This window comes from Pseudomonas sp. GW821-FHT07F01 (genome assembly GCF_059418825.1).
Window position 1 is genome coordinate 249029 of sequence record NZ_JBWKQO010000010.1, and the last position, 23547, is coordinate 272575.

Below are 23547 nucleotides of genomic sequence, written 5' to 3' on the forward strand. Positions count from 1 at the left end.
TATTCATCTTCCCAATAAATGTTGCAGGCGGCGCCGCAGGGAGCGTAACGGCGCGGTGAGGCGGTAGGAGTTGGAGCGATGGATTCGACCCAGCTCGGCATCGACCCGACTGGTGAGTTCCGTTTGGTGGCGGCGTAGTAGCGTCAACTGCTGTACCTGGATTTTCAGCTCATCCAGTTCGGCCTGTTTGCTCAGGCACGCCTCGCGCCAGTCCTCTCGGGTTTCCTCCAGCAGGCCGGGCAGGGCTTGCCAGAAGCGGTTCAGCACCTGGCTGGTGGGGCGCGGGCCCTGGGCGACCAGTTCGGCTACCCGGTCCCAATGGCGCTGCACTTGTTCCTGCGCGGCGATCACCTCGGGGCAGGGCCCCGTTTCGCTCAGGTGTTGCAGGAACCATTGGGGATCGATGGGCTGTTCGGTGGGCAGGGGGCGGATCCCGCGGTATGCGCGCAAGGCGGTGTACTTGCCCTGGTTCAGGTTGGCCGAGCAGAAGGTCGGTACGCCGAAGGCCAGGGCGGTGATCGCCAGGTGATAGCTGTGGCCTATGACGCCCTGGGCCTGGGCCAGGATCTCCGCCAGCAGCAGTGGCTCTGGCCAGGCCGGTAGGCGCACGGCCCGTGGCAGGTCGGCCCCGAGAATCGACTCATGGTCCCCGAGCACCGGGCCGATGGGCAACAGCAGCAGCTGCCACTGGCTGAACAGCGCGTTGTGGGTTTTCCATAGCTGGAGAAAGCTCTCCAGGCCGGCAATCGCATGCACCACCAGATAGGGCCCGGTCAGGCCGGCCTGGGCACAGAGTTGGCGATAGGCCGCCGAGGGTTGCTGCCGGTCGATCAGGCTGGGCAGGCCAAAGGCGGTATCCGGCAGTACCTCGACCTGGGCCTGCTCGCTCAGCGCGGACAGGGTGTTTGCAGACAGGGCATCGCGCACCCGGACGTGGGGGCTTTGCTCCAGGGTCAGCCTGACCAGGGGGGCCGCCCAGGATGGAATCGGGTTGCAGTGCATGCCGGGGGCGTTCCATATCAGCGGCACATTGTGTTGCAGGGCCATCAGCGCAGGCGACAGCCAGTACCCGGTGGGGTGATGGATCTGCGGGTCGGGCGGGTAGTAGTCGGCAGCGATGACCTTGTCGAAGCGAATGATGAAGCCGCCGCCGATCAGCACTGCGTCCAGGCTATCGATGAGCTGGGGCAGTTCACTGACCGAGGTGACGGGGTAGGGCCATTGCGGCGTGCTGCGCGAGTGATAGGAGAACGCGTGCAGGCGCACCTTGCCCAGGCGCGCCTGCAATGCTGCTTCGGTAATGAGGGGGAGCAGCAGGTCGCCGTAGTTGGCTACATCGAAGGTGCCGAATATCGCGACTTGCCATTGCTTGTCGCTCATGAACGCTCCTCGACTGCCAGGGGCTGCTGCGATGGGCGGGGGGCAGGTTCGATGTGCAAGTCGACGATTCCCAGGAAGTGCTTGTTGCCCGGCAAGGTGTCGAACGCCAGGAGGGCCACCTGCTTTTCAATCAGGTGGGAGGTTTCTTCCGTTTCGCCATTCATCAGCTTGAGCGTGATGTGGTAGCGCCCGGCCGCCAGGTTGGCGGCGAATCGCAGGCACACCGAGGCGCTGCGCCAGCCTTGCCGGGACTCGCCGCATTGCAGGGCGACGTTGACCCCGCTGACCACCAGCAGCCGGGCTTCCTGGATGGTCAGGCTGATGTTGGGGCGGGCAATGGCGTCGCTGACCTGGGCATCGATGGCGATTTCGATCATGTCGCCGTGGGCAAAGCTTGAGTACAGCGCCCCGGTATTGCTGAACACGGCTGAGGTGATCCGCCCTTCAGGGGTGCCGAAGGCCATGCCGTGCTCCGGGTTGAGCGGTGTCTTGGCGCTGACCTGGACGGCGCCCGCGCTGGCCCAGCGGCGCTGTTCGTCACGCATGTCCAGCAGGTACAGCTCGGCCATCGCCTCCGGTGCACCGCTGGCGCGGATTTCGCCGTCGCGCAGGTAGAGGGCACGGTTGCAGAAACGCTTGACCATGCTCATGTCATGGGACACGAACAGCAGGGTCGCGCCTTGTCGGGTCAGGCGCTCCAGGCGTTCCAGGCACTTGAACTGGAAGGAAGCATCGCCGACGGCCAGGGCTTCGTCGACGATCAGGATATCCGGCTCCACGCACACCGAAACGGCAAAGGCCAGGCGCACCAGCATGCCGCTGGAATAGGTCCTGGTGGGCTGGTCGATGAATTCGCCGATGTTGGCGAAGGCGGTGATTTCGTCGAAACGCGCCTCGATCTCCGCGCGTTTGAGGCCCAATACCGCACCGTTGAGGTAGACGTTCTCGCGGCCGCTGAACTCGGGATTGAACCCCGAGCCCAGCTCCAGCAGGGCGGCGATCCGCCCATGGCTGGTCACGCTGCCCGTGGAAGCTGTGCTGGTGCCGCAGATCAGTTGCAGCAAGGTCGACTTGCCGCTGCCGTTGCGGCCGATGATGCCCAGGGTTTCGCCCTTGCGCACTTCCAGCGCAACGTCCTTCAAGGCCCAGAATTCGCGATAGCGCTGCTTGCCGCGGGGCAGCAGCAGTTGCAGCAGGCGGTCGCGGGGCTGGTCGTAGATCGGGTAGCACTTGCCCAGGCCCTGGGCCTTGATCGCCAGTTCAGAGCACATCGGCGAACCCCGGGCGGGTTTTTTCGAACCACGCCCATCCCAGGAAGGCCACGCCGAGCGCGACGCTCAGCTCTATCAGCCACAGGCCGAGATCGGGCACCACGCCCCAGATCAGCACGTCGCGGGAGGACTCGATCACCAGGGTCAAGGGGTTCAGGTAGAGCCAGTGCCGGTAGGCCTCAGGCAGGGCGCTCAGCGGATAGAACACCGCCGACATCAGCAGCAGGGCCGACATCAGTACACCGATGACCTGGCCAACATCCCGCAGGTAGACCCCCAGGGAGGCGAGGACCCAGGACAGCCCGAGGGTGAACAGCACCAGGGGCAGCAGCACCAGGGGAAACAGCAGAGCGGTGGGCGGCGGCAGGCCGAAGGCCAGGAGGTGGAACAGCAGCCAGACGGCAAAGCTCACCAGCGTGTGGAACAGCACCGCCCCGAGCATCACGCAGGGCAGCATGTCCAGGGGGAACACCACCTTCTTCACATAGTTGGCGTGGCTCAGGATCAGCCCGGGGGCTCGGGTGAGGCATTCGGAGAACAGGTTGAAGACCATCATCCCGGTGAACACCAGCAGGGCGAACTGGGTGTTCGAGTCGTTGTCGGTTCCCCAACGCACCTTGAACACCACGCTGAACACGAAGGTGTACACCAGCAACATGAGCAAGGGGTTGAGAAAGGACCAGAGCAGGCCGGCGATCGAGCCGCGGTAGCGGCCTATCACTTCGCGTTCGATCAGTGCCCGCAGCAGCTCGCGATGACGCCAGGGCCTGAAGGTGAAACGGTGCAGCGTGGTACTTCCGGTCAACTCCCGCTCCTTGGGGCCAGCTTCCAGCACCACCCCATGCTCGACAAGGGCATGGGTGAACGGGTGGTGATTCGAAGCAAACGATTTTGTGAATTGTTTATAGACCCGAAATGCATGGAGTGAAGGTGCCGTTACAGCTTTTTTGATGAGCGGCGGGGGCAGTCGGATGAGTGGCAAAACAACCGCGAGGGTAATGCTCACTGCGGATGCCTGGGCTCGGCGGTAAAGAGCAGGGTGGGCCAGGCGGGCAGGCTCCTGCGCGGCGCCGGCCCGGGTATGGTTCAGTACTGGCGGGCCGCCAGTTGCTGCGCCAGGGCCTGTGCCTGCTCGGTGGTCGCCTGTCGCGAGGCCTGTTCTATGTCCGGACCGAGAATGGTCTTTTCCACGATCAGCGAGTGCTGGTTGGCAATCCCGATGAAATTCAGCCAGGCCTCTATATAGGGCTTCTGGAAATCGAATGCCGGCGCTGGTGTGCTGGAGCGGGAAGAAAAGTCCAGGCCCCGGGCGTAGGCCGCCACCGCCGTCTTGTTGCGCAGCAGGCCTTGCAGGCCGTTCTCGGGGTCGAAGCTGAAGAGGATGCCCTGGTGGGAAACCAGGTCGATGAAGTGCTTGAGCTTGTAGGGAATGCTGAAGTTCCACAGGGGTATGGAAAGCACCAACAGGTCGGCCTGGTGCAGCGGCTCTGCCAGCGCCTGGAGCCGGGCCCAGGCCCGCTGTTCGGCATTGCCCAGGGGCTGGCCGGCCAGTTGCGCATATTTGGCGTCCATGGCCGTCTGATCGAGTTCCGGCAAATCGAGGCTCCACAGGTCCAGGGTGGTGACCTCGGTGTCCGGCCGTTGCTGTCGGTAGCTCTGGATGAAGCCGTGGGCGATTTCCAGGGAGGCGGAGCGGCGCAGGCGGGGCGAGCATTGAATGTGCAGGAGCCGGGTCATGGACGAATCTCTTGGGGTTGGGATGACCGTCATTGCAACATAGCTTGTTTTTAAATATAAATTGTCGATTCAATCCTTATTGATTTCATTCTGAAATATGTTCGATGCCCTGCTATTGCGCACCTTTGTTGCTGTTGTCGATGAACAAGGGTTCAGCCGTGCGGCCCTCAAGCTGCACCTGACCCAGTCCGCGGTCAGCGGCCACCTGCGGCGCCTGGAACAGCAGGTCGGCAAGCCGCTGCTCCAGCGCACCACCCGCTCGCAGCAGCTGACTGCCGATGGCGAGCGGTTGATGGCCTATGCCCGGGCGATCCTGGCGTTGAATCGCGACGCCTGGACCGAACTGACCCGGGTGCCGTTCCACGGGCGCGTGGGGGTGGGCCTGTCCGAGGATTTTGCCGACCCCCGGCTGCTGCGTGCGCTGCAGGATTTTGCCGGGCGCTACCCAGGTATCCGGCTCGATGTGCAGGTTGGCATTCCCGGTACGCTGCTGGATCTGCTGGCCCAGGGCAATTTGCAATTGGTGGTGGGCTCGCTGTGCGAAACTGCCGAGCCTGGCCGCCTGCTCTGGTCCGAACCGCTGGTCTGGGCCGGGCTGGTGCAACCTGCCGGGCTCTTGCCCGACCCCTTGCCCTTGGCGCTGTTTCCCGAGCCTTGCCCCTACCGGGCCGCGGCCCTGGGCCGGCTGGCCCAGGCCGGCATTGCCCAGCGCACGGTTATGCTTTGCAGCAGCAATTGGGCCCTGCGCGCCGCCGTGCTGTCCGGGTTCGCCATAGCACCCATGGCGGCCAGCCAGTTGGGGGCAGGGCTGTGTGCCCTGGGGGAGGAATACGGTTTGCCACCGTTGCCGGATGCGCAGTACCGTCTGTTCACCGCGCCCGAAGCGGACCAGACTGTGCTGGCGGCGCTTTCCGAGGTGTTTGTCGAATATTGCTCGAGCCGTCGATCGGCACTTTAAGCATTGCTCGCGGTGGCCGATAACCCCAGGGTGGAGCCGGGCCGTTCAAGGTTGCTGCCTGAGCTCCCGGCCCGGGTCAGCGGCCAGAAAACCTATACTGTGCAGGGCGCTGGCCGTTCAGCCAGTCTCGAAAACAACCAGGGACCCGCCCTGTAGCCCAGGCCACTCCCGTCAGGACGACCCTTTTGCCTGTTCCCATCTACGATCCTCATCATCCCCCTGGCGGAACCCTGAAGCGTTTGCCGCTGCTCAAGGCCGCGGTGGCCTTCATCGCAACCGTGTTTCTGTGCCTGTGCGGGCTGTTGTACCTGCAACTGGAACAGTCCTGGCGTCACGACCTGATGCAGGCGGAAGTCAATTCCACCAACCTGACCCGGGCCATCGCCCAGCAGGCCGAAGACACGTTCATGGAAGCCGACCTGGTGCTGATGAGCCTGTCCGAATGGATCCAGGCCCTGGGCGATGGCCCTGAACAGCAGCCCCGCTTGCAGGGCATATTCGCCCGGCGGGTGCAGGCCCTGACCCAGCTCAGCGGGGTATTTCTCTATGACCGGGACGGTCAGTGGGTGGTCAGTTCCTTTGGTGATTCGCCCCATGGCAACGATGTGGCAGACCGCGACTACTTTCGTTTCCATCAGCAGAATGCTTCGTTGCTGGCTCACATCAGCCCGGCCATCCGCAGCCGGGCCAATGGCGAATGGATCATTCCCATCTCGCGGCGGCTCAACGATAGCCAGGGGAATTTCCAGGGGGTGCTGATGGCGGGCATCAAACTGGCGTATTTCGATCAGTTCTTCACCAGTTTCAATATCGACGAGCAGGGCGCCATGTTCCTTGCCCTGTCCGACGGTACGCTGATTGCGCGGCGGCCGTTCGAAGAGCGGCAGATCGGTGCTTCCCTGGCCCGCGGCGAGATCTTCAGCAAGTACTTGCCCGAGGCCACCACCGGCAACGCCATGATCACCTCGATTGTTGATGGGGTGACGCGCCTGTACGGCTATCGGCAGTTGCAGGCCTATCCCCTGGTGGTGGCCGCGGCCAACTCCAAGGACTCGGTGCTCAAGGGCTGGTATGCCTCGGCCTACCAGTCCACGGCCATCGTCGCCCTGGTGCTGCTGGGGGTCGGCCTGTTCGGCTGGGTCTTCGTGCAGCAGGTGCGCAACAACGAGCGGATCGAGGCAGATCTGCGCGAGGCCCAGGAGGCCCTGGAGGTGATCGCCACCCATGACAGCCTCACCGGCCTGGCCAACCGCCGCTTGTTCGAGCGCGCCCTGACCGTGGAGTTTGGCCGTGGTGCGCGGCAACGCAGCCCGTTGAGCCTGGTCATGGTCGATATCGACTATTTCAAGCGCTACAACGATACCTACGGGCATGTGGCGGGCGATCACTGCCTGACCGAGGTGGCCCAGGCGCTCAAGGGCTGCTGCCAGCGCAAGGCTGACCTGGCCGTGCGCTATGGTGGCGAAGAGTTTGCGGTGTTGCTGCCCGACACCGACATTCATGGCGCGCTGGCCATGGCCGAGCAGATTCGCCGCAGTGTCATGCAGCGCAACATCGCCCATTCCGGCTCACCGGTGGGCTGCGTGACGGTCAGCCTGGGCTGCTACGCCTTCGTGCCGACGGGCCGCGACAGCATCGAGATGTTTATCGAAAGGGCCGATGCGGCCCTGTATCAAGCCAAGGCCACGGGCCGCAATCGGGCCATGGCGCTGGCGGCGGACCATGTGGGGGAGCCGTTGCAGCGCTCCGATCGCTGACGGCTACCAGCGCTTGCAGAACACCTGGTTGGCGTAGGCGTTGCCGCCAAACTCGTAGGCGGTGCTACCGGCGCAGACGTAGCCCTGGGCCTGATAGAAGGCCTGCGCCCTGTGGTTCTGTGCCCAGACGGCGAGCCACAGGCAGGGCCTGTCGCTGGCTTGCAGCCGTTCTTCCACCTGTTGCAGCAGCGCCTGGCCAACGCCTTGCCGATGGGCATGGCGCTGCACGTACAGGCGCACCAGCTCCATCCCATCGGCCAGGCCGGCAAGCGGCGGCCGGGTGTTGCCGGCGATTTCCGCGAAGCCCAGCAGGTGCCCGTTACGCTCGGCCAGCAACAGGTTTCTGTGGGGATCCTCAAGGCGCTGGCGGAACTGTTCCGGGGCGTAGACGCTCAGGGCTTCCTCGGCCAGGTCGCTGCGCATGCCGTCGGTGGCATAGGTGTCGAGAAAGACCTGGGTGGCCAGGCCACTGATGCACAGCGCGTCCTCGCGCTGGGCTGGGCGTAGGGTGAAATCGACGGGCATGGCTACATCCTTGTGGGGCTTGTAAGGGTGAGGCCTCAGGCTTGGCTGAGGCGTTGTTGCAGACGCTGGCGCACGGCGGGCCACTCGTCGTCGATGATGCTGAAGCGCACGGAATTGCGCTTGCGTCCGTCGGGCATGATGCGCTCGTGCCGCACTATGCCTTCCTGTCGGGCGCCGAGGCGCAGGATCGCCGCGCGGGACGTGTGATTGATCTCGTCGGTCGTGAACTGCACCCGCACGCAGTTCATGTCGTCAAAGGCATGGCACAGCATCAGGTACTTGGCCTCGGTGTTGACGAAGCTGCGCTGCCAGCGGCTGGCGATCCAGGTGCTGCCGATCTCCAGCTTGCGGTTGTGCCGGTCGATCTTCCAGAAACGCGTGCAGCCGATGACTTCGCCCGTGCTCCTGAGCACGGTAGCGAACGGCAGTACGCTACCGGCATCACGGCCCTCGAGCGCCACGTCGAGGTAGCGTTCGACGGTGTCGGGGGAGGGCACTACGGTGAAAGGCAGGTTCCACAGCTCACCGTCCCGGGCGGCGTTGACCAGGGCGTCGGCATCACTGCGTTGCAACGGGCGCAGGATGATTCGCGGGCCTTCCAGTGAGTGCATGGCGCAGAGTTCTCCAGCGGGAGCGACGGGGCGCTTATTACAGAGTCGCCCTCGACGCTTGGCAAGAGCCAATCCGGGGCCAATGCGATAAAAAATATCAGCCGAATTGATTGTCCGGGCCTGCCGCTTCTGGCTTATACATAACGCCGACCTGCCGGGGCCTGTCGCGACCCTGGGCGACCCTCATTTCAAGGATTTGTGCATGAGCCAGCCGCACCTGATGAACTTCGACCTGTACCTGCAGCAACTGGGCTACCCACAGGCGCCAGCGCCGACCCTGGAAACCCTGCGGGAGCTGCAATGGCGCCATGTCTGTCGTTTTGCCTTCGAAAGCCTTTCGACCCTGTTGCGGGTTCCGGTACCCATCGACCTGGCCTCGGTGGAGCGCAAGATTCTCCACGAGGGGCGCGGCGGCTACTGCTATGAACTCAACCAGGCCTTCCTGGTGCTGTTGCAGCACCTGGGTTTCGATGCCCGGGGCATCACCGGGCGAGTGGTGATGGGGGCGCCGGAAGATGCGCTGACCGCTCGCAGCCACCGTCTGGCGCTGGTGCACCTGGAGGGCCAGCGCTACATCGTCGATGTCGGCTTTGGCGGCATGGTGCCCACCGCGCCCTTGCTGCTGGATACCGAGCAAGAACAGGCAACGCCCCACGAGCCGTATCGCATCACCCTGCGCGAAGGCAGCTACACCTTGCGCGCCAAGGTCATGGATGAATGGCGGGCGATGTACGTTTTTGACCTGCAACTGCAGGGCGATGTGGATTACGAGATGGGTAACTGGTACGTCTCGACCCACCCGGACTCTCCTTTCCTCGGCCAATTGAAGGTGGCGCTGATGGGGCCGGGAATACGCCGCACCTTGAACAATGGCAGCTACGCCCTGCATCGGATGGGGCAGCCCAGCGAGCGGCGGCAGATCACCGATGCAGGGGAACTGATGAGCCTGTTGCAGGACGAGTTTGCCCTGCGCCTGCCGGCCCACCCCGAACTGCCGCGGGTTCTCGAGCAGTTGCTAGAGGCCTGATTTCACGGCTTCCCCAACAGCGAGGCGGTGTCCGCGGTTCCGGTCGGTTGTCGACACGGCCGTCCAGTTGCAGTTGCCGCGTTTGCCGTCGCCGGCCCGGCCAACGGTAGGGCCGTGTTGCACCCAATGTGTACAAGATCCGGGTTCCGGCCAACGGATCGCACCCTACGAGCAGCAGATAAGCCGATCCGGCAACGGGATCGGCTTTTTTATCCTGTTTTTTCAACCAGTAGAGCAGCCCTCAAACCTTCGGTTGAAGAGCGGCGGATCGGCCCTGGGTTGGTTTCAACGAGGGCTCTGGGCCGCCTTTACAGGCCGGCACGGAGTCAATATCCGAGTGCCTTGCGCGCAATGGCCCGGGTTGATGGGTGGGGAAATTCAGAATGGAAAACTGTATACAATCCTATGGACAGTTGTCTTGGATGTTGCATACAGTGTGCCCATAACAAAAACAGGGAACCCCACACCATGAATACCCCCCAGGTTTCACAACAGCGGCCCGAAGACGAAAATTTGGGTGTTGGCGCAAACATGGCTTATGGCCTGCAACACGTGCTGACCATGTATGGCGGCATCGTTGCCGTGCCACTGATCGTCGGCCAGGCGGCTGGCCTGTCGCCTTCGGAGATCGGCTTGCTGATCGCCGCTTCGCTGTTCGCAGGAGGGCTGGCAACCTTGTTGCAGACCCTTGGCGTGCCGTTTTTCGGCTGCAAGCTGCCGTTGGTGCAAGGGGTGTCCTTCGCGGGCGTGTCGACCATGGTGGCGATTGTTACCAGCGGCGGCGAGGGCGGTTTCCAGTCGATTCTCGGTGCGGTGATCGTCGCCTCGCTGATCGGCCTGCTGATCACACCGGTGTTCTCGCGGATCACCAAATTCTTTCCACCGCTGGTCACTGGCATCGTCATCACCACCATCGGCCTGACGCTGATGCCGGTGGCGGCGCGCTGGGCCATGGGTGGCAACAGCCGGGCCCCGGACTTCGGCAGCATGTCGAACATCGGCCTGGCGGCGGTGACCCTGGTGCTGGTGCTGCTGTTGAGCAAGATCGGCAGCGCGGCGATTTCCCGTCTGTCGATTCTCCTGGCCATGATCATCGGTACGGTGATCGCGCTGTTCCTGGGCATGGCGGACTTCTCCGGGGTCACCCAAGGGCCGATGTTCGGCCTGCCCACGCCATTCCACTTCGGCATGCCGACCTTTCATGTCGCGGCGATCCTGTCGATGTGCATCGTGGTCATGGTGACGCTGGTGGAAACCTCGGCGGACATCCTCGCCGTGGGTGAAATCATCCACACCAAGGTCGACTCCAAGCGCCTGGGCAACGGCCTGCGCGCCGACATGCTGTCGAGCATGATTGCGCCGATCTTCGGTTCCTTCACCCAGAGTGCCTTCGCCCAGAACGTCGGGCTGGTGGCGGTCACCGGCATCAAGAGCCGCTTCGTGGTGGCCACCGGCGGGCTGTTCCTGGTGATCCTCGGCCTGCTGCCGTTCATGGGGCGGGTGATTGCCGCGGTGCCGACTTCGGTGCTGGGCGGCGCCGGTATCGTGCTGTTCGGCACCGTGGCGGCCAGTGGCATCCGGACCCTGTCCCGGGTCGACTACCGCAACAACATGAACCTGATCATCGTTGCCACCTCCATCGGCTTCGGCATGATCCCGATTGCCGCGCCGAGCTTCTATGATCATTTCCCCAGCTGGTTCGCAACCATCTTCCACTCGGGCATCAGCTCCTCGGCGATCATGGCGATCCTCTTGAACCTGGCGTTCAACCACTTCACCGCGGGCAACTCCGACCAGCAGTCGGTGTTCGTCGCCGGCACCGAGCGCAGCCTGCGCTTCCAGGACGTTGCCGTACTGCGTGAGGGTGACTACTTCAGCGGCGGCAAGCTGCACGATGCCGAGGGCAATGAAGTGCCTCTGGTAGGAGAGGAGCCGGGCCACTCACCGAGCCAGGCCGGCGATGGTTCGCAGCCGAGCCATGCGCGCGGCAGTGTCGAGGCCACTCACTGAAGTCGAGTACCGCGGCCATGAAAAAAACCGGCGCCCTCAGGGCGCCGTTTTTTTTGCAGTCGGTTATTCCAGGTTGTCCAGCGGCTTCAGGGCCTGCAGGGCGTCGGGGTTGTCCTGGTACTGCTGGCGCAAGCTGGCGAGCTGCTGATCATGGCCTGTGCAGACCTCATTCACGGCTTTCTCCAGGAAGACCCGGCGTTCCTCGTCGTAGGCTTCCTCGCCGGCAAAGTGCTCGCAGGCTTCGTGGCGCTGGATGAATGCAGCCACCTCATCGGGAAGCTCGGCGCCGCTTGCGCCATAGTGCTTGCCCAGCAACAGGCGTTTTTCCTCGACCCAGCCGGTGTAGTCCTCGCCGTCCTTGGCGATGTACATGACCTGGGCCCAGCCGTCTCCACTGGAGGCGTACACCGTCAGGCCATCACCGGGAATCACGTAGAGCTTCTTGTTCAGGCAGGTGGCATTCGGCCCGCTGTGAAAGTGCAGCCGCCCCTGGCCTATCACCTTGGCTTCGAGGGGCGGGCGATATTCGCCGGCTTCCAGGGAGACGTTGTCGCTGAGGGTGGCGCAGTCCACCGGGGCTTCGGCCAGGGCTGGCAGGGGCAACAGGGAAAGCAGGCCGTACAGGGGCAGGAGGCGCAGGAGTCGGTCCATCGCGAAGGGATCCATGAGGTGGGAGTGCGGATCGCGCGATGGTAATGACAAAGATGCGGCCTGTGAATGATCACGGGCCGCATCCGCGGTATTTCAGTTGGCAGCCTTGCTGAGTTGCCCCTGGCGTACCAGGGACAGGGCGAAGACCACCACCACTGCGGCGGCCGCCGCCAGGGTCAGGGGCAGCCCATAGCTGCCGCCGCTCATGGCCGCGCCGCTGAGCAAGGGGCCCAGCAGGCTGCCGATGCCCCAGAGCAGCCCGGCGCTGGCGTTGGCAGTCACCAGGTCGGCGCCGCTGAAGGACTGGCCGATCAGCACGATAGCCAGGGTATAGATGCCGCCGGCCACGGCGCCGAGGATGACCAGGCTCGGCCAGAGCAGGGTGGTCGTTTGCATCAGCAGTGGCAGGGCAAGGCCGATTAGCAGGGCAATGATGCCGCAGCTCAGGTAGATCCCGGGGCGCCCGAGCTTGTCCGAAAGCCAGCCGAGGGGGAACTGGAACGCGGTGTCGCCCAACAGAATGATGGTCACCATCAAGGCCGCGAGCTTGATGCTGTAGCCATGGGTGGCGGCGTACACCGGAAACAGCGACAGCACCACGCTGTCGAAAAACGCGAAGAACAGGATGCCCACGCACAGCGCCGGCGCGATGCGGATAAAGCCCAGTACCGAAAAGGTGCGACTTTCGGCATGCAGCGGCTGCTGGTCTTCCAGGGGCAGGATCAGCCAGACCACGGCGATCGCCACCGCATAACCGACGCTGACGATGCCCAGCACGGCGGGCCCCTCGGTGCCCAATAGCGAAACCAGGCCCGGGCCCAGGAGCTGGAAGAAGGTGAAGCAGGTGGTGTAGACCGCTACCAGGCGTCCGCGGGTGGCGTCTTCGGCCATTTCATTGACCCAGGTTTCCCCGAGAATGATGATCAGCCCCGCCCCCAGGCCCATGGCGACCCGCGCCAGGCCCAGGCTGTAGAGGCTGGCCCCGGGCAGTTCCAGGGCGGCCACGCTCAAGGCGCACAGGCTGAAACACAGCAGGTAGATCTGGCGCCGGGTCAGGCGTTGGCTCAGGGCATTGACCAGGAAGGCCGAGAGCATCATGCCTGCGGCGGGCAGCGCCGACATGATGCCGATCTGGTTGTTCGAGGCGCCGGCCTGATACAGGCGCAGGGCAAGGATCGGCACCGTGGAGCCGATGCTCAGGCCGACAATGGAGATGCCCAGGATCAGGGCGGCTAACAAGGCTTTGTTCATGATCAAGACCTGCGCCTGAAGCGTCAGGCGCCAAAAAAGACAGTTATTGCGGGCGCTGCAGGACATCGCAGGCCGACGTGCGGGCGATTGCCGGGCAGATGCCCTGGTGGAAGCAGAGGGGCTAGCGGGGTGGCGCCGGGTTCAATCGCGATCAGCGTGGGCCCGGGTGCGGGGAGAAGGTGAAGGCAAACAATACGCTACGGCGTCGACGGTTGATCGCACAGTCAAGTTGGGCAACAGCCAGGGTTGCCGAAGGGCTCATCGAGGGGGAAGGGCACGGTGACTGTGCGGGCAGGAACATCGCGGGGTCTGACTGCTTGGATAAAGAGGCGCACAGCCTACGTCAGGCCTTTGCGGCAATGCAACCGGGTTGGCGAAGGAGGATTTCAGGCGTGCATGAAACGTCTATCCGCATGTCGGGATGACAGGCGGATCAATCATTTGCAAGGGGGATACTGCTTGAGCTGATTTGCCGCAGGAGCAGGGCGCTCTCATGAGGATCAAGGCAAATCAGTGTAGGAAGATGGCTCCACGACCTGGACTCGAACCAGGGACCCAGTGATTAACAGTCACTTGCTCTACCAACTGAGCTATCGCGGAATGCGCCGTATCTTACTGATTCAGAAAGGGAAGTCAACAAGTCGAGAAATATTTTTTCAGGGCGACGAGGATCTGAATGAAAGGCTGGCAGGACTTTGCGGGATTTATCGGTCTTCAGGTCTCTGGCGGATCCGATAGGGGCTACCATGGCGCCCCGGAAGTGGTTTCACGCGCTGCCGGCCTTCAGCCGCATAGGTACGCCTTTATGATCTGCTTCGATTTATCCCAGCATCCTTCTATCTGTTTCGCGCTGTGCTGCGAGGTGCTGTCATGAGCATCGAGCAGATCAGCCTGCCCAAAGGGGTCGGCCCCCAGGCCGGCAAGTTGCTGGACGCCATTACCCAGGCCGGATCGGCGATGGATTTGAACCGTGCCGGCGGCAAGGCCGAAGGTTTTGTCCTGGGGCTGGAGAGTGCCAAGGCCATCAAGAGCCAGGTGGCCGAGGCGCTGTACGTGGCGTTTGACGATGCCGCCAGCCAGCGCCTGGCTCAATTGCAGGGGTAGGGCGGTTCAGCCGCCGAAGGTCAGGGTGCCGAGCATCAGCTTGGCCATCAGCGAGGTTGCGGCCAGTTGCACCAGCCACAGGGCCAGTCCGCCAAGGAATACGCCCAGGGCAATTTGCAGCACCAGGCTCTTTTCGCGTTTCTGCGAGCGGGGCAGGTAATGCTCCAGTTCGTCGCGGTCGGCCCGCAGGTCATCGTTTTTCATCGGGATCTCGCTCAGCAAGGGGGGCATAGGCTCACAGTCTAGAGGCTGTGGGGGCGGGCAGGGCAATGACGTATCGCCAACGAAAAAGGGGAAGCCTGCCGGCTTCCCCTTTTCGTTGGCGCTGTCGTGAATCAGATCACTTGCAGGATGGCCTGGGTCACGACATGGATGTTGTTCTGGTTCAGCGCGGCGACGCAGATGCGGCCGGTGTCCAGGGCGTAGATGCCGAATTCGTTGCGCAGGCGGGTCACTTGCTCAACGGTCAGGCCGGAGTAGGAGAACATGCCGCGCTGGCGACCGACGAAGCTGAAGTCGTGCTCAGGGGCGCCTTTGGCCAGCAAGTCGACCATCTGGGTGCGCATGCCGCGAATCCGCAGGCGCATTTGCGCCAGTTCCTGCTCCCACTGGGCGCGCAGTTCCGGGCTGTTCAGCACGGCGGCGACGATGGTTGCACCGTGGGTCGGCGGGTTGGAGTAGTTGGTGCGGATCACGCGCTTGACCTGGGACAGCACGCGGGCGCTTTCTTCCTTGGAGCCGCTGACGATGGACAGGGCGCCAACGCGCTCGCCGTACAGCGAGAACGACTTGGAGAACGAGCTGGAAACGAAGAAGGTCAGGCCCGACTCGGCGAACAGGCGCACCGCCGCGGCGTCTTCGTCGATGCCGTCGCCAAAGCCCTGGTAGGCCATGTCGAGGAAGGGCACGAGGTTTTTCGCCTTGACCACCTCCAGGACGTCTTTCCAGTCCTGTGGGCTCAGGTCGACACCGGTCGGGTTGTGGCAGCAGGCGTGCAGCACCACGATCGACTGGGCCGGCAGGGCGTTCAGGTCTTCCAGCAGGCCAGCACGGTTCACGTCGTGGGTGGCAGCGTCGTAGTAGCGGTAGTTCTGCACCGGGAAGCCGGCGGTCTCAAACAGGGCGCGGTGGTTTTCCCAGCTCGGGTCGCTGATGGCGACCACGGCGTTGGGCAGCAACTGCTTGAGGAAGTCGGCACCGATCTTCAGGGCGCCAGTGCCGCCAACGGCCTGGGTGGTGACCACGCGGCCAGCGGCCAGCAGTGGCGAGTCGTTGCCGAACAGCAGCTTCTGTACCGCCTGGTCGTAGGCGGCAATGCCGTCGATCGGCAGGTAGCCACGGGAAGCATGTTGGGCGGCGCGAATCGTCTCGGCTTCGACAACGGCGCGCAGGAGCGGAATGCGTCCCTCCTCGTTGCAGTACACGCCCACCCCAAGGTTGACCTTATCGGTGCGGGTATCGGTGTTGAATGCTTCGTTGAGGCCCAGGATAGGATCGCGTGGTGCCATTTCGACAGCGGAGAACAGGCTCATTTTTACGGCGGCTCTGAATGGAGTGTGGAGGGACGTGTCGCGCTCCAGCCGAATGCACTAGAGCGGTGCACAAACGGGGAGCTAGTATAGAGGCCATCATCGCGTGGGGCGACAGGCTATTGACCTTTTGCGCCAAGTTTTTCGCTTTATTTTTCGACCGTTAGTCTTATTGCAATAACCAGGGTGTCAGCGGGTGTAGGACCTTTGCCTTGAAAGCTGTGGTAATCGGCTCCACATCAAGGATATTCCGGTTTTTTTCCTCGGCGACATGGGTCGTACGCGGTCTTTCCTGTTCCTGTACGGTATTGCCGCGCACGAATGATCCCAGAGGTACGTTATGTCTGAATTCCAGCTAGTCACCCGCTTCCAGCCCGCCGGCGACCAGCCGGAAGCCATTCGCCTGATGGTCGAAGGCATCGAGGCCGGGCTGGCCCACCAGACCCTGCTCGGTGTGACCGGTTCGGGCAAGACCTTCAGCATCGCCAACGTGATCGCCCAGGTGCAGCGCCCGACCCTGGTGCTGGCGCCGAACAAGACCCTGGCGGCGCAGCTGTATGGTGAGTTCAAGGCCTTCTTCCCGAACAACGCGGTGGAGTACTTCGTTTCCTACTACGACTACTACCAGCCCGAAGCCTATGTGCCGTCCTCCGACACCTTTATCGAGAAGGACGCCTCGATCAACGACCATATCGAGCAGATGCGCCTGTCCGCGACCAAGGCGCTGCTGGAGCGCAAGGACGCCATCATCGTCACCACGGTGTCGTGCATCTATGGCCTGGGCAGCCCGGAAACCTACCTGAAGATGGTCCTGCACGTGGATCGCGGGGACAAACTCGATCAGCGCGCCCTGCTGCGCCGCCTGGCGGACTTGCAGTACACCCGCAACGACATGGATTTCGCCCGCGCCACCTTCCGCGTGCGTGGCGATGTGATCGACATCTATCCGGCGGAGTCGGACCTGGAAGCGATCCGCATCGAGCTGTTCGATGACGAAGTGGAAAGCATCAGCGCCTTCGACCCCTTGACCGGTGAAGTGATCCGCAAACTGCCGCGCTTCACCTTCTACCCCAAGAGCCACTACGTGACCCCGCGGGAAACCCTGCTGGACGCCATCGAAGGGATCAAGGTGGAGTTGCAGGAGCGCCTGGAATACCTGCGCTCCAACAACAAGCTGGTGGAAGCCCAGCGCCTGGAGCAGCGCACCCGTTTCGACCTGGAGATGATCCTCGAACTGGGCTACTGCAACGGCATCGAGAACTACTCGCGCTACCTCTCGGGGCGTCCCGCTGGCGCGGCGCCACCTACCTTGTACGACTACCTGCCGGCGGATGCCTTGCTGGTGATCGACGAATCCCACGTCAGCGTGCCCCAGGTCGGCGCCATGTATAAGGGCGACCGCTCGCGCAAGGAAACCCTGGTTGAGTACGGCTTCCGCCTGCCATCGGCTCTGGATAACCGGCCAATGCGTTTTGACGAGTGGGAAGGGGTGAGCCCACAGACCATCTTCGTTTCCGCCACTCCGGGCAACTATGAGGCCGAGCACGCCGGCCGCGTGGTGGAGCAGGTGGTGCGCCCCACCGGGCTGGTGGACCCGCAAGTGGAAGTGCGCCCGGCCCTGACCCAGGTGGACGACCTGCTGTCGGAAATCACCAAGCGTGTGGCCGTGGAAGAGCGGGTACTGGTGACCACCCTGACCAAGCGCATGGCCGAAGACCTTACCGATTACCTGGCCGACCATGGCGTGCGTGTGCGCTACCTGCACTCGGACATCGACACCGTGGAGCGGGTGGAGATCATCCGTGACCTGCGCCTGGGCACTTTCGATGTGCTGGTGGGGATCAACCTGCTGCGTGAGGGCCTGGACATGCCGGAAGTGTCCCTGGTGGCGATTCTCGATGCCGACAAGGAAGGCTTCCTGCGTTCCGAGCGTTCGCTGATCCAGACCATCGGCCGGGCCGCGCGTAACCTCAATGGCCGGGCGATTCTCTATGCCGACCGCATCACCGGCTCCATGGAGCGGGCGATTGGCGAGACCGAGCGCCGTCGCGACAAGCAGATCGCCTTCAACCTGGCCAATGGCATCACCCCCAAGGGTGTGGTCAAGGATGTTGCCGACATCATGGAAGGCGCCACCGTGCCCGGTTCGCGCAGCAAGAAACGCAAGGGCATGGCCAAGGCCGCGGAGGAAAACGCCCGCTACGAAAACGAACTGCGCTCGCCCAGCGAGATCACCAAGCGCATTCGCCAGCTCGAAGAGAAGATGTACCAACTGGCCCGCGACCTGGAGTTCGAAGCCGCGGCGCAGATGCGCGACGAAATCACCAAGCTGCGCGAGCGCTTGCTCACCGTCTAACGACGCTCGATCCCTCGTAGGAGCCGGCTTGCCGGCGAAGAGGCCCTCAAATCCTGTGCAAGGGTTGGGAGTCTATTCGCTGGCAAGCCAGCTCCTACAGGCAATTCGTGGGTCAGTGGGCTTCGCCGGCCTTGAGGCCCTTGGGCAGGGCCTTGGTCAGCAGGATCGCCAGCATGCTGATGCCCAGGGCAATGCCGACGAAATGGAAGGCGTCGTTGTAGGCCATGATCTGTGCCTGCTGGTGGGTGATTTCGCTGAGCTTGCCCAGGGCTGCGGTCTCGCTGCCGAACTTCTCGGTGAGGGTTGCCAGGCGTTCCGCCACCTGCGGATTGCTGGGCACAACGGCTTCGCGCAGGTAGTCGAAATAGGTCTTGGTCCGGGCATCCAGCAATGTCGCCAGCAGGGCAATGCCGATGGCGCCACCGAGGTTGCGCAGGATGTTGAACAGGCTGGAGGCCGATCCCGCGTCCTGGGGCTGTATATAAGCCGTGGCGATCAGCGAGATGGTGACCATGATCAGCGGCTGCCCCAGGGCGCGAATGATCTGGATCTGGTTGAACTGCGGCCCGGCAAAGTCCGGGTTGAGCACCCCCGACGAAAAACTCGCCAGGCCGAACAGGCCAAAGCCCAGGGTGCACAGCCATTTCGGTGAAATAAACTGCATCAGCTTGGGCACCAGGGGAATCAGGAACAACTGCGGCACCCCCATCCACATGATCACTTCGCCGATCTGCAGCGCGTTGTAGTTCTGGATCTGCGCCAGGTACAGCGGCAGCAGGTAGATCGAACCGTACAGGCCAACGCCCATGCCCAGGCTGGAGATACTCGACAGGCCGAAGTTGCGATTGCGCAGGATGCCCAGGTTGATCAGCGGGTTGGGCCTGGAGACCTGGACGATGACGAAGGTGACCAGGCTGATCAGGGCGATGCTGCCCAGGGTGACGATCAGGCTCGATTCCAGCCAGTCCTTGCGGTGGCCTTCCTCAAGAAATACCTGCAGGCAACCCAGGCCCAGGCCGAGGGTGAGAATGCCGGCGTAGTCGGTGCTTTTCAGCAGTTCCCAGTGAGCTTCCTTCTTTTCCAGGCCATACAGCAGGCCCGCGATCATCAGCAGGCCCGGCGGCACGTTGATATAGAAGATGTACTCCCAACCCCAGTTTTCCGTGAGCCAGCCGCCCAGGGTCGGGCCGATGGAGGGGGCGAAAGTGGCGGTCATGGCGAACATGGCCATGCCCTTGGCCCGGTGATGCTCGGGGAGCTTGATCAGGGTCAGGGTGAACGCCAGGGGGATCAGGGCGCCACCGGTAAAGCCCTGCAAGGCGCGGAACACGATCATGCTTTCCAGGCTCCAGGCCATGGAGCAGAGCAGGGAGGCAATAAGAAAGCCCACCGAGACCCAGACCGCCAGGCGCCGGGCCGAGAGCAGCTGCACCAGCCAGGCGGTGAGGGGGATCATGATGATCTCCGCCACCAGGTAGGAAGTGGAGATCCACGAGCCTTCCTCCAGGGTGGCGGACAGCGCGCCCTGGATGTCCTTGAGCGAGGAGTTGGTGATCTGGATGTCGAGCACCGCCATGAAGGCGCCGAGCATGGCACTCATCACCGCGATCCAGTCGCGCCGGGTGGGTTCGCCCACCGGACGCAGCAGTTGATCACCGGCCATCGACGGGGTCTTTGACGTTGACCTTCACGGTTACCGACATGCCGGGGCGGATCTTGCCCCGCAGGGGATTGTCGGCAGCGAAGGTCAGTTTCACCGGAATGCGCTGTACCACCTTGGTGAAGTTGCCGGTGGCATTGTCTGGCGGCAGCAGGCTGAATTGCGCGCCGGAGGCGGCGAACAGGCTGTCGACCCGGGCCTGGATCGGTGTATCGCCGTAGGCGTCGAAGGTCAGCTCGGCCTTTTGCCCTGGCTGCATGTGGCCAATCTGGGTTTCCTTGAAGTTGGCCTGGATCCAGATGTCCTGGTCCGGAACGATCGACAGCAGATAGGCGCCGGCCTGCACCACCTGGCCATTGCGTGCGGCGCGCTGGCCGATGAGGCCGCTGATGGGGGCGTGGATCTCGCTACGGGTCAGGTTCAGTCGTGCTTGCGCCAGGTCGGCCCGGGCGTTGGCGATCTGTGCATCGAGGCGCTTGATCTCGGCGTTCAGGGCATTGACTTGCTGGCGCTGGCCCTGCAAGTCGGCTTCGGCCTTGGCCACCTGGGAGCGGGCGATATGGTTGTCGGCGGAAAGGGTAGTGACCCGCTCCTCGGAGACGTAACCGGGCTTGCGCAGGGTCTGGGCCCGAGACAGGTCGATCTGCGAGCGGCCCAGGCTGGCCTGGCTCGACGCCACCTGGGCCTGGCTCGCGGCAATCAGGCTGGCTTGCTGGGTCAGCTTGCTCTGGGCCTGCAGGCGTTCGGCCTCGCGGGTATCCAGGGCGGCCTGGGCGCGGTCCACCGCCAGTTGGAAGTCCTGCCCTTCCAGGCGTACCAGCAACTGGCCCTGTTCCACATGCTGGTTGTCCTGCACCAGCACTTCTTCGATTCGCGCGCTCAGTTGGCTGGAGACCCGGGTGATCTCGCCCTGCACGTAGGCGTTGTCCGTGGTCTCGTAAAAGCGCCCGTGGAACCACCAGTGGGCAAGAAAACCCAGGGCAATCAACAGGACCAGGGACAGAAAGACAAACAGGCGACGCTTGAGTTGGGCTGGCATGGGCTGGCTGTATTCAATAAAAGTGTAAGGAGATCTATCAGCGGGCGAATCTGGCATATAGCCACTGGGCGGTAAATGCCATGGGCTGATTATTGGCCCTTCAACAGGCTGGCAGCGGCCTGGAGTCGCAACCTTGGCTTAAATGCCCTCCTCACTGGAGCGGGGCTGCCGTCGCCTGTTACCATTCGCCCCCTGTTTTATTCCTCGTTTTTCTTTCCTTTCGAGACATGCCATGACCACCGTCCGCACGCGCATCGCGCCATCGCCTACCGGGGATCCCCACGTAGGTACCGCCTACATCGCTTTGTTCAACTATTGCTTTGCCAAGCAGCATGGCGGTGAGTTCATCCTGCGTATCGAAGACACCGATCAGTTGCGTTCGACCCGGGAGTCCGAGCAGCAGATTTTCGACGCCTTGCGCTGGTTGGGCATCAACTGGAGCGAAGGCCCGGACGTTGGCGGCCCTCACGGCCCGTATCGCCAGAGCGAGCGTGGCGACATCTACCAGAAGTACGCTCAGCAACTGGTGGACCTGGGCCACGCCTTCCCGTGCTTCTGCACTGCCGAAGAGCTGGACCAGATGCGTGCCGAACAGATGGCCCGTGGCGAAACCCCGCGCTATGACGGCCGGGCCCTGCTGCTGTCCAAGGAAGAAGTGGCCCGGCGCCTGGCGGCCGGCGAGCCTCACGTGATCCGCATGAAAGTGCCTACCGAAGGCGTCTGCGTGGTGCCGGACATGCTGCGCGGCGATGTCGAGATCCCGTGGGATCGCATGGACATGCAAGTGCTGATGAAGACCGATGGCCTGCCGACCTACTTCCTGGCCAACGTGGTCGACGACCACCTGATGGGCATCACCCACGTGCTGCGCGGCGAAGAATGGCTGCCGTCGGCGCCCAAGCTGATCCTGCTCTACGAGTACTTCGGCTGGGAGCAGCCGCAGCTGTGCTACATGCCGCTGCTGCGCAACCCGGACAAGAGCAAGCTGTCCAAGCGCAAGAACCCGACCTCGGTAACCTTCTACGAGCGCATGGGCTTCATGCCGGAAGCCATGCTCAACTACCTGGGCCGCATGGGCTGGTCGATGCCGGACGAGCGCGAGAAGTTCTCGCTGCAGGAAATGGTCGACAATTTCGACCTGTCGCGGGTGTCCCTGGGGGGGCCGATCTTCGATATCGAGAAGCTGTCTTGGCTCAACGGCCAGTGGCTGCGTGACCTGCCGGTGCAGGAGTTCGCCAGCCGGGTGCAGACCTGGGCGCTGAACCCCGATTACATGATGAAGATCGCACCGCACGTACAGGGCCGGGTCGAGACCTTCAGCCAGATCGCACCGCTGGCCGGCTTCTTCTTCGCCGGTGGCGTGAACCCGGATGCCAAGCTGTTCGAGTCCAAGAAGCTGTCCGGCGATCAGGTGCGTCAGCTGATGCAATTGATCCTGTGGAAGCTCGAAAGCCTGCGTCAGTGGGAGAAAGACAGCATCACCGCGACCATCCAGGCGGTGGTTGAGTCTCTGGAGCTGAAACTGCGCGATGCCATGCCGCTGATGTTTGCCGCCATTACTGGCCAGGCCAGTTCGGTGTCGGTGCTCGATGCCATGGAAATCCTCGGTCCGGACCTGACCCGTTTCCGTCTGCGCCAGGCCATCGATCTGCTGGGTGGTGTGTCGAAGAAAGAAAACAAGGAATGGGAAAAACTCCTCGGCGCCATCGCCTGAGGCGTTTTTGCCGAAGGGCAGCCGACAGGGGCGGGGAGCTTTTCGACTACGCTTGAAACTCAAGCGCCAGGCGGGTTGATGGCGGCTTCTGGTGGTTCTTTGAGGCTTGCGGCGAGTGTTTTGTGCGACTCGCCGCAGGCGCAGAGGGCCGCAAAACCCCGGGTTTTCCGGGCGGGGCGGTAAGTGATTGTTATCCCGGCAAATTTTTTTTCAAAAAACGGAAAAAAAATTGACAGCCTTCCGATCGCCCCTTAAGATTCGCCCCGTCCTCAGCGATGAGGGGCTATAGCTCAGCTGGGAGAGCGCTTGCATGGCATGCAAGAGGTCGACGGTTCGATCCCGTCTAGCTCCACCAAATTTGCAGTTCAAGGCCTGGCCACACCGGCCTTGAATCGATCGGTACTCAGCACCGGTCAGTTGTAAGAAGGGTTTGCGTCCCCTTCGTCTAGTGGCCTAGGACACCGCCCTTTCACGGCGGTAACAGGGGTTCGAGTCCCCTAGGGGACGCCAGTTTCACACAAGCGATGTTGCAAGATGTCGCTGCGCCGCGAGGCGAAAATCCGGGGCTATAGCTCAGCTGGGAGAGCGCTTGCATGGCATGCAAGAGGTCGACGGTTCGATCCCGTCTAGCTCCACCAAATTTGCAGTTCAAGGCCTGGCCACACCGGCCTTGAATCGATCGGTACTCAGCACCGGTCAGTTGTAAGAAGGGTTTGCGTCCCCTTCGTCTAGTGGCCTAGGACACCGCCCTTTCACGGCGGTAACAGGGGTTCGAGTCCCCTAGGGGACGCCAGTTTCACACAAGCGATGTTGCAAGATGTCGCTGCGCCGCGAGGCGAAAATCCGGGGCTATAGCTCAGCTGGGAGAGCGCTTGCATGGCATGCAAGAGGTCGACGGTTCGATCCCGTCTAGCTCCACCAATTTACAGTTCAAGGCCTGGCCACACCGGCCTTGGATCGATCGGTA

At 63.0% G+C, this 23547-nt stretch carries 19 protein-coding genes and 6 tRNA genes; 12 read left to right on the top strand and 13 right to left on the bottom strand.

The window, feature by feature from the left end:
- Window positions 1-3: 3 nt before the first annotated feature.
- The 4 genes from AC07R1_RS31085 to AC07R1_RS31100 form a co-directional block, all read right to left on the bottom strand.
- A complete protein-coding gene (locus AC07R1_RS31085) occupies window positions 4-1380 on the bottom strand; it encodes a polysaccharide pyruvyl transferase family protein (RefSeq protein WP_495111262.1) in 1377 nt (458 codons plus the stop codon).
- Complete coding sequence (locus AC07R1_RS31090; RefSeq protein ID WP_495111263.1) at window positions 1377-2651, bottom strand: ABC transporter ATP-binding protein; 1275 nt, start codon at window positions 2649-2651, stop codon at window positions 1377-1379. The genes AC07R1_RS31085 and AC07R1_RS31090 overlap by 4 nt, the downstream gene beginning before the upstream one ends.
- Window positions 2641-3456, bottom strand: coding sequence for an ABC transporter permease (locus AC07R1_RS31095; protein ID WP_368994430.1), 816 nt, complete (start codon window positions 3454-3456; stop codon window positions 2641-2643). The genes AC07R1_RS31090 and AC07R1_RS31095 overlap by 11 nt, the downstream gene beginning before the upstream one ends.
- Before the next feature lie 281 nt (window positions 3457-3737).
- Window positions 3738-4388, bottom strand: coding sequence for an FMN-dependent NADH-azoreductase (locus AC07R1_RS31100; protein ID WP_236204148.1), 651 nt, complete (start codon window positions 4386-4388; stop codon window positions 3738-3740).
- A gap of 97 nt (window positions 4389-4485) precedes the next feature.
- Here AC07R1_RS31100 and AC07R1_RS31105 point away from each other — a divergent pair, with 97 nt between their 5' ends.
- Together AC07R1_RS31105 and AC07R1_RS31110 are read left to right on the top strand one after the other, a co-directional pair.
- Entirely contained in the window at window positions 4486-5346 is an 861-nt protein-coding gene (locus AC07R1_RS31105) for a LysR family transcriptional regulator (RefSeq protein ID WP_015634881.1), read from the top strand.
- A gap of 185 nt (window positions 5347-5531) precedes the next feature.
- A complete protein-coding gene (locus tag AC07R1_RS31110; RefSeq protein WP_011060354.1) occupies window positions 5532-7103 on the top strand; it encodes a sensor domain-containing diguanylate cyclase in 1572 nt (523 codons plus the stop codon).
- A gap of 3 nt (window positions 7104-7106) precedes the next feature.
- Here the strand turns inward: AC07R1_RS31110 and AC07R1_RS31115 are convergent, their stop codons facing one another.
- Window positions 7107-7628 carry a GNAT family N-acetyltransferase gene (locus tag AC07R1_RS31115; RefSeq protein ID WP_495111264.1) on the bottom strand — a complete coding sequence of 174 codons (522 nt, stop codon included), beginning with the start codon at window positions 7626-7628 and terminating at the stop codon, window positions 7107-7109.
- A 35-nt stretch (window positions 7629-7663) separates the two neighbouring features.
- Window positions 7664-8239: a GNAT family N-acetyltransferase gene (locus AC07R1_RS31120; protein ID WP_019094062.1), complete on the bottom strand. Its 576-nt coding sequence runs from the start codon at window positions 8237-8239 to the stop codon at window positions 7664-7666.
- Window positions 8240-8441: 202 nt separating this feature from the next.
- Between AC07R1_RS31120 and AC07R1_RS31125 the strand changes: the two genes are divergently transcribed.
- Entirely contained in the window at window positions 8442-9266 is an 825-nt protein-coding gene (locus AC07R1_RS31125) for an arylamine N-acetyltransferase family protein (RefSeq protein ID WP_011060357.1), read from the top strand.
- 468 nt (window positions 9267-9734) lie between these two features.
- The gene (locus tag AC07R1_RS31130) at window positions 9735-11276 is read left to right on the top strand and encodes a nucleobase:cation symporter-2 family protein (protein ID WP_077933673.1); all 1542 of its coding nucleotides are present in this window, start codon (window positions 9735-9737) and stop codon (window positions 11274-11276) included.
- Between the two features lie 63 nt (window positions 11277-11339).
- Here the strand turns inward: AC07R1_RS31130 and AC07R1_RS31135 are convergent, their stop codons facing one another.
- The 3 genes from AC07R1_RS31135 to AC07R1_RS31145 all read right to left on the bottom strand — a co-directional run bounded on the left by AC07R1_RS31135 (window position 11340) and on the right by AC07R1_RS31145 (window position 13778).
- Window positions 11340-11927, bottom strand: coding sequence for an SH3 domain-containing protein (locus tag AC07R1_RS31135; protein WP_041752088.1), 588 nt, complete (start codon window positions 11925-11927; stop codon window positions 11340-11342).
- Between the two features lie 93 nt (window positions 11928-12020).
- The gene (locus AC07R1_RS31140) at window positions 12021-13178 is read right to left on the bottom strand and encodes an MFS transporter (protein ID WP_065364696.1); all 1158 of its coding nucleotides are present in this window, start codon (window positions 13176-13178) and stop codon (window positions 12021-12023) included.
- 524 nt (window positions 13179-13702) lie between these two features.
- Window positions 13703-13778, bottom strand: a tRNA-Asn gene (locus tag AC07R1_RS31145).
- A 270-nt stretch (window positions 13779-14048) separates the two neighbouring features.
- Here AC07R1_RS31145 and AC07R1_RS31150 point away from each other — a divergent pair.
- Window positions 14049-14282: a hypothetical protein gene (locus AC07R1_RS31150; protein WP_011060361.1), complete on the top strand. Its 234-nt coding sequence runs from the start codon at window positions 14049-14051 to the stop codon at window positions 14280-14282.
- Between the two features lie 6 nt (window positions 14283-14288).
- On the opposite strand, the gene AC07R1_RS31155 is transcribed toward AC07R1_RS31150, so the two are convergent.
- Together AC07R1_RS31155 and AC07R1_RS31160 are read right to left on the bottom strand one after the other, a co-directional pair.
- Window positions 14289-14486, bottom strand: a complete 198-nt coding sequence (locus tag AC07R1_RS31155; protein WP_011060362.1) for a hypothetical protein — start codon at window positions 14484-14486, stop codon at window positions 14289-14291.
- Window positions 14487-14617: 131 nt separating this feature from the next.
- Complete coding sequence (locus AC07R1_RS31160) at window positions 14618-15814, bottom strand: amino acid aminotransferase (protein WP_015634888.1); 1197 nt, start codon at window positions 15812-15814, stop codon at window positions 14618-14620.
- A gap of 337 nt (window positions 15815-16151) precedes the next feature.
- On the opposite strand from AC07R1_RS31160, the gene uvrB reads away from it, so the two are divergent.
- On the top strand, window positions 16152-18167 hold the full coding sequence (uvrB, locus tag AC07R1_RS31165; RefSeq protein ID WP_011060364.1) for an excinuclease ABC subunit UvrB: 2016 nt from the start codon (window positions 16152-16154) through the stop codon (window positions 18165-18167).
- A 112-nt stretch (window positions 18168-18279) separates the two neighbouring features.
- Here uvrB and AC07R1_RS31170 read toward each other — a convergent pair whose 3' ends face one another.
- Both AC07R1_RS31170 and AC07R1_RS31175 read right to left on the bottom strand, forming a co-directional pair.
- Window positions 18280-19830 carry an MDR family MFS transporter gene (locus tag AC07R1_RS31170; protein ID WP_011060365.1) on the bottom strand — a complete coding sequence of 517 codons (1551 nt, stop codon included), beginning with the start codon at window positions 19828-19830 and terminating at the stop codon, window positions 18280-18282.
- Window positions 19820-20866 carry an HlyD family secretion protein gene (locus AC07R1_RS31175; RefSeq protein ID WP_041117008.1) on the bottom strand — a complete coding sequence of 349 codons (1047 nt, stop codon included), beginning with the start codon at window positions 20864-20866 and terminating at the stop codon, window positions 19820-19822. Before AC07R1_RS31175 ends, AC07R1_RS31170 begins: the two co-directional genes overlap by 11 nt.
- Window positions 20867-21098: 232 nt before the next feature.
- Here AC07R1_RS31175 and gltX point away from each other — a divergent pair, with 232 nt between their 5' ends.
- The 6 genes from gltX to AC07R1_RS31205 all read left to right on the top strand — a co-directional run bounded on the left by gltX (window position 21099) and on the right by AC07R1_RS31205 (window position 23501).
- Window positions 21099-22580 carry a glutamate--tRNA ligase gene (gene gltX, locus AC07R1_RS31180; protein WP_011060367.1) on the top strand — a complete coding sequence of 494 codons (1482 nt, stop codon included), beginning with the start codon at window positions 21099-21101 and terminating at the stop codon, window positions 22578-22580.
- 279 nt (window positions 22581-22859) lie between these two features.
- A tRNA-Ala gene (locus tag AC07R1_RS31185) sits at window positions 22860-22935 on the top strand.
- A gap of 79 nt (window positions 22936-23014) precedes the next feature.
- Window positions 23015-23090 (top strand) — tRNA-Glu (locus tag AC07R1_RS31190).
- A gap of 52 nt (window positions 23091-23142) precedes the next feature.
- Window positions 23143-23218: transfer RNA gene (locus tag AC07R1_RS31195), tRNA-Ala, on the top strand.
- A 79-nt stretch (window positions 23219-23297) separates the two neighbouring features.
- A tRNA-Glu gene (locus AC07R1_RS31200) sits at window positions 23298-23373 on the top strand.
- 52 nt (window positions 23374-23425) lie between these two features.
- Window positions 23426-23501 (top strand) — tRNA-Ala (locus AC07R1_RS31205).
- The last annotated feature ends 46 nt before the right edge of the window (window positions 23502-23547 follow it).

What these genes read in the sequence shown, in the direction of transcription:
- uvrB (WP_011060364.1), top strand. Translation starts at nt 16,152, where the DNA reads ATGTCTGAATTCCAGCTAGTCACCCGCTTCCAGCCCGCCGGCGACCAG.
- AC07R1_RS31140 (WP_065364696.1), bottom strand. Translation starts at nt 13,178, where the DNA reads ATGAACAAAGCCTTGTTAGCCGCCCTGATCCTGGGCATCTCCATTGTC.
- AC07R1_RS31150 (WP_011060361.1), top strand. Translation starts at nt 14,049, where the DNA reads ATGAGCATCGAGCAGATCAGCCTGCCCAAAGGGGTCGGCCCCCAGGCC.
- AC07R1_RS31120 (WP_019094062.1), bottom strand. Translation starts at nt 8,239, where the DNA reads ATGCACTCACTGGAAGGCCCGCGAATCATCCTGCGCCCGTTGCAACGC.
- AC07R1_RS31135 (WP_041752088.1), bottom strand. Translation starts at nt 11,927, where the DNA reads ATGGACCGACTCCTGCGCCTCCTGCCCCTGTACGGCCTGCTTTCCCTG.
- AC07R1_RS31085 (WP_495111262.1), bottom strand. Translation starts at nt 1,380, where the DNA reads ATGAGCGACAAGCAATGGCAAGTCGCGATATTCGGCACCTTCGATGTA.
- AC07R1_RS31090 (WP_495111263.1), bottom strand. Translation starts at nt 2,651, where the DNA reads ATGTGCTCTGAACTGGCGATCAAGGCCCAGGGCCTGGGCAAGTGCTAC.
- AC07R1_RS31175 (WP_041117008.1), bottom strand. Translation starts at nt 20,866, where the DNA reads ATGCCAGCCCAACTCAAGCGTCGCCTGTTTGTCTTTCTGTCCCTGGTC.
- AC07R1_RS31170 (WP_011060365.1), bottom strand. Translation starts at nt 19,830, where the DNA reads ATGGCCGGTGATCAACTGCTGCGTCCGGTGGGCGAACCCACCCGGCGC.
- AC07R1_RS31130 (WP_077933673.1), top strand. Translation starts at nt 9,735, where the DNA reads ATGAATACCCCCCAGGTTTCACAACAGCGGCCCGAAGACGAAAATTTG.
- AC07R1_RS31105 (WP_015634881.1), top strand. Translation starts at nt 4,486, where the DNA reads ATGTTCGATGCCCTGCTATTGCGCACCTTTGTTGCTGTTGTCGATGAA.
- AC07R1_RS31125 (WP_011060357.1), top strand. Translation starts at nt 8,442, where the DNA reads ATGAGCCAGCCGCACCTGATGAACTTCGACCTGTACCTGCAGCAACTG.
- AC07R1_RS31100 (WP_236204148.1), bottom strand. Translation starts at nt 4,388, where the DNA reads ATGACCCGGCTCCTGCACATTCAATGCTCGCCCCGCCTGCGCCGCTCC.
- AC07R1_RS31160 (WP_015634888.1), bottom strand. Translation starts at nt 15,814, where the DNA reads ATGAGCCTGTTCTCCGCTGTCGAAATGGCACCACGCGATCCTATCCTG.
- AC07R1_RS31155 (WP_011060362.1), bottom strand. Translation starts at nt 14,486, where the DNA reads ATGAAAAACGATGACCTGCGGGCCGACCGCGACGAACTGGAGCATTAC.
- AC07R1_RS31115 (WP_495111264.1), bottom strand. Translation starts at nt 7,628, where the DNA reads ATGCCCGTCGATTTCACCCTACGCCCAGCCCAGCGCGAGGACGCGCTG.
- gltX (WP_011060367.1), top strand. Translation starts at nt 21,099, where the DNA reads ATGACCACCGTCCGCACGCGCATCGCGCCATCGCCTACCGGGGATCCC.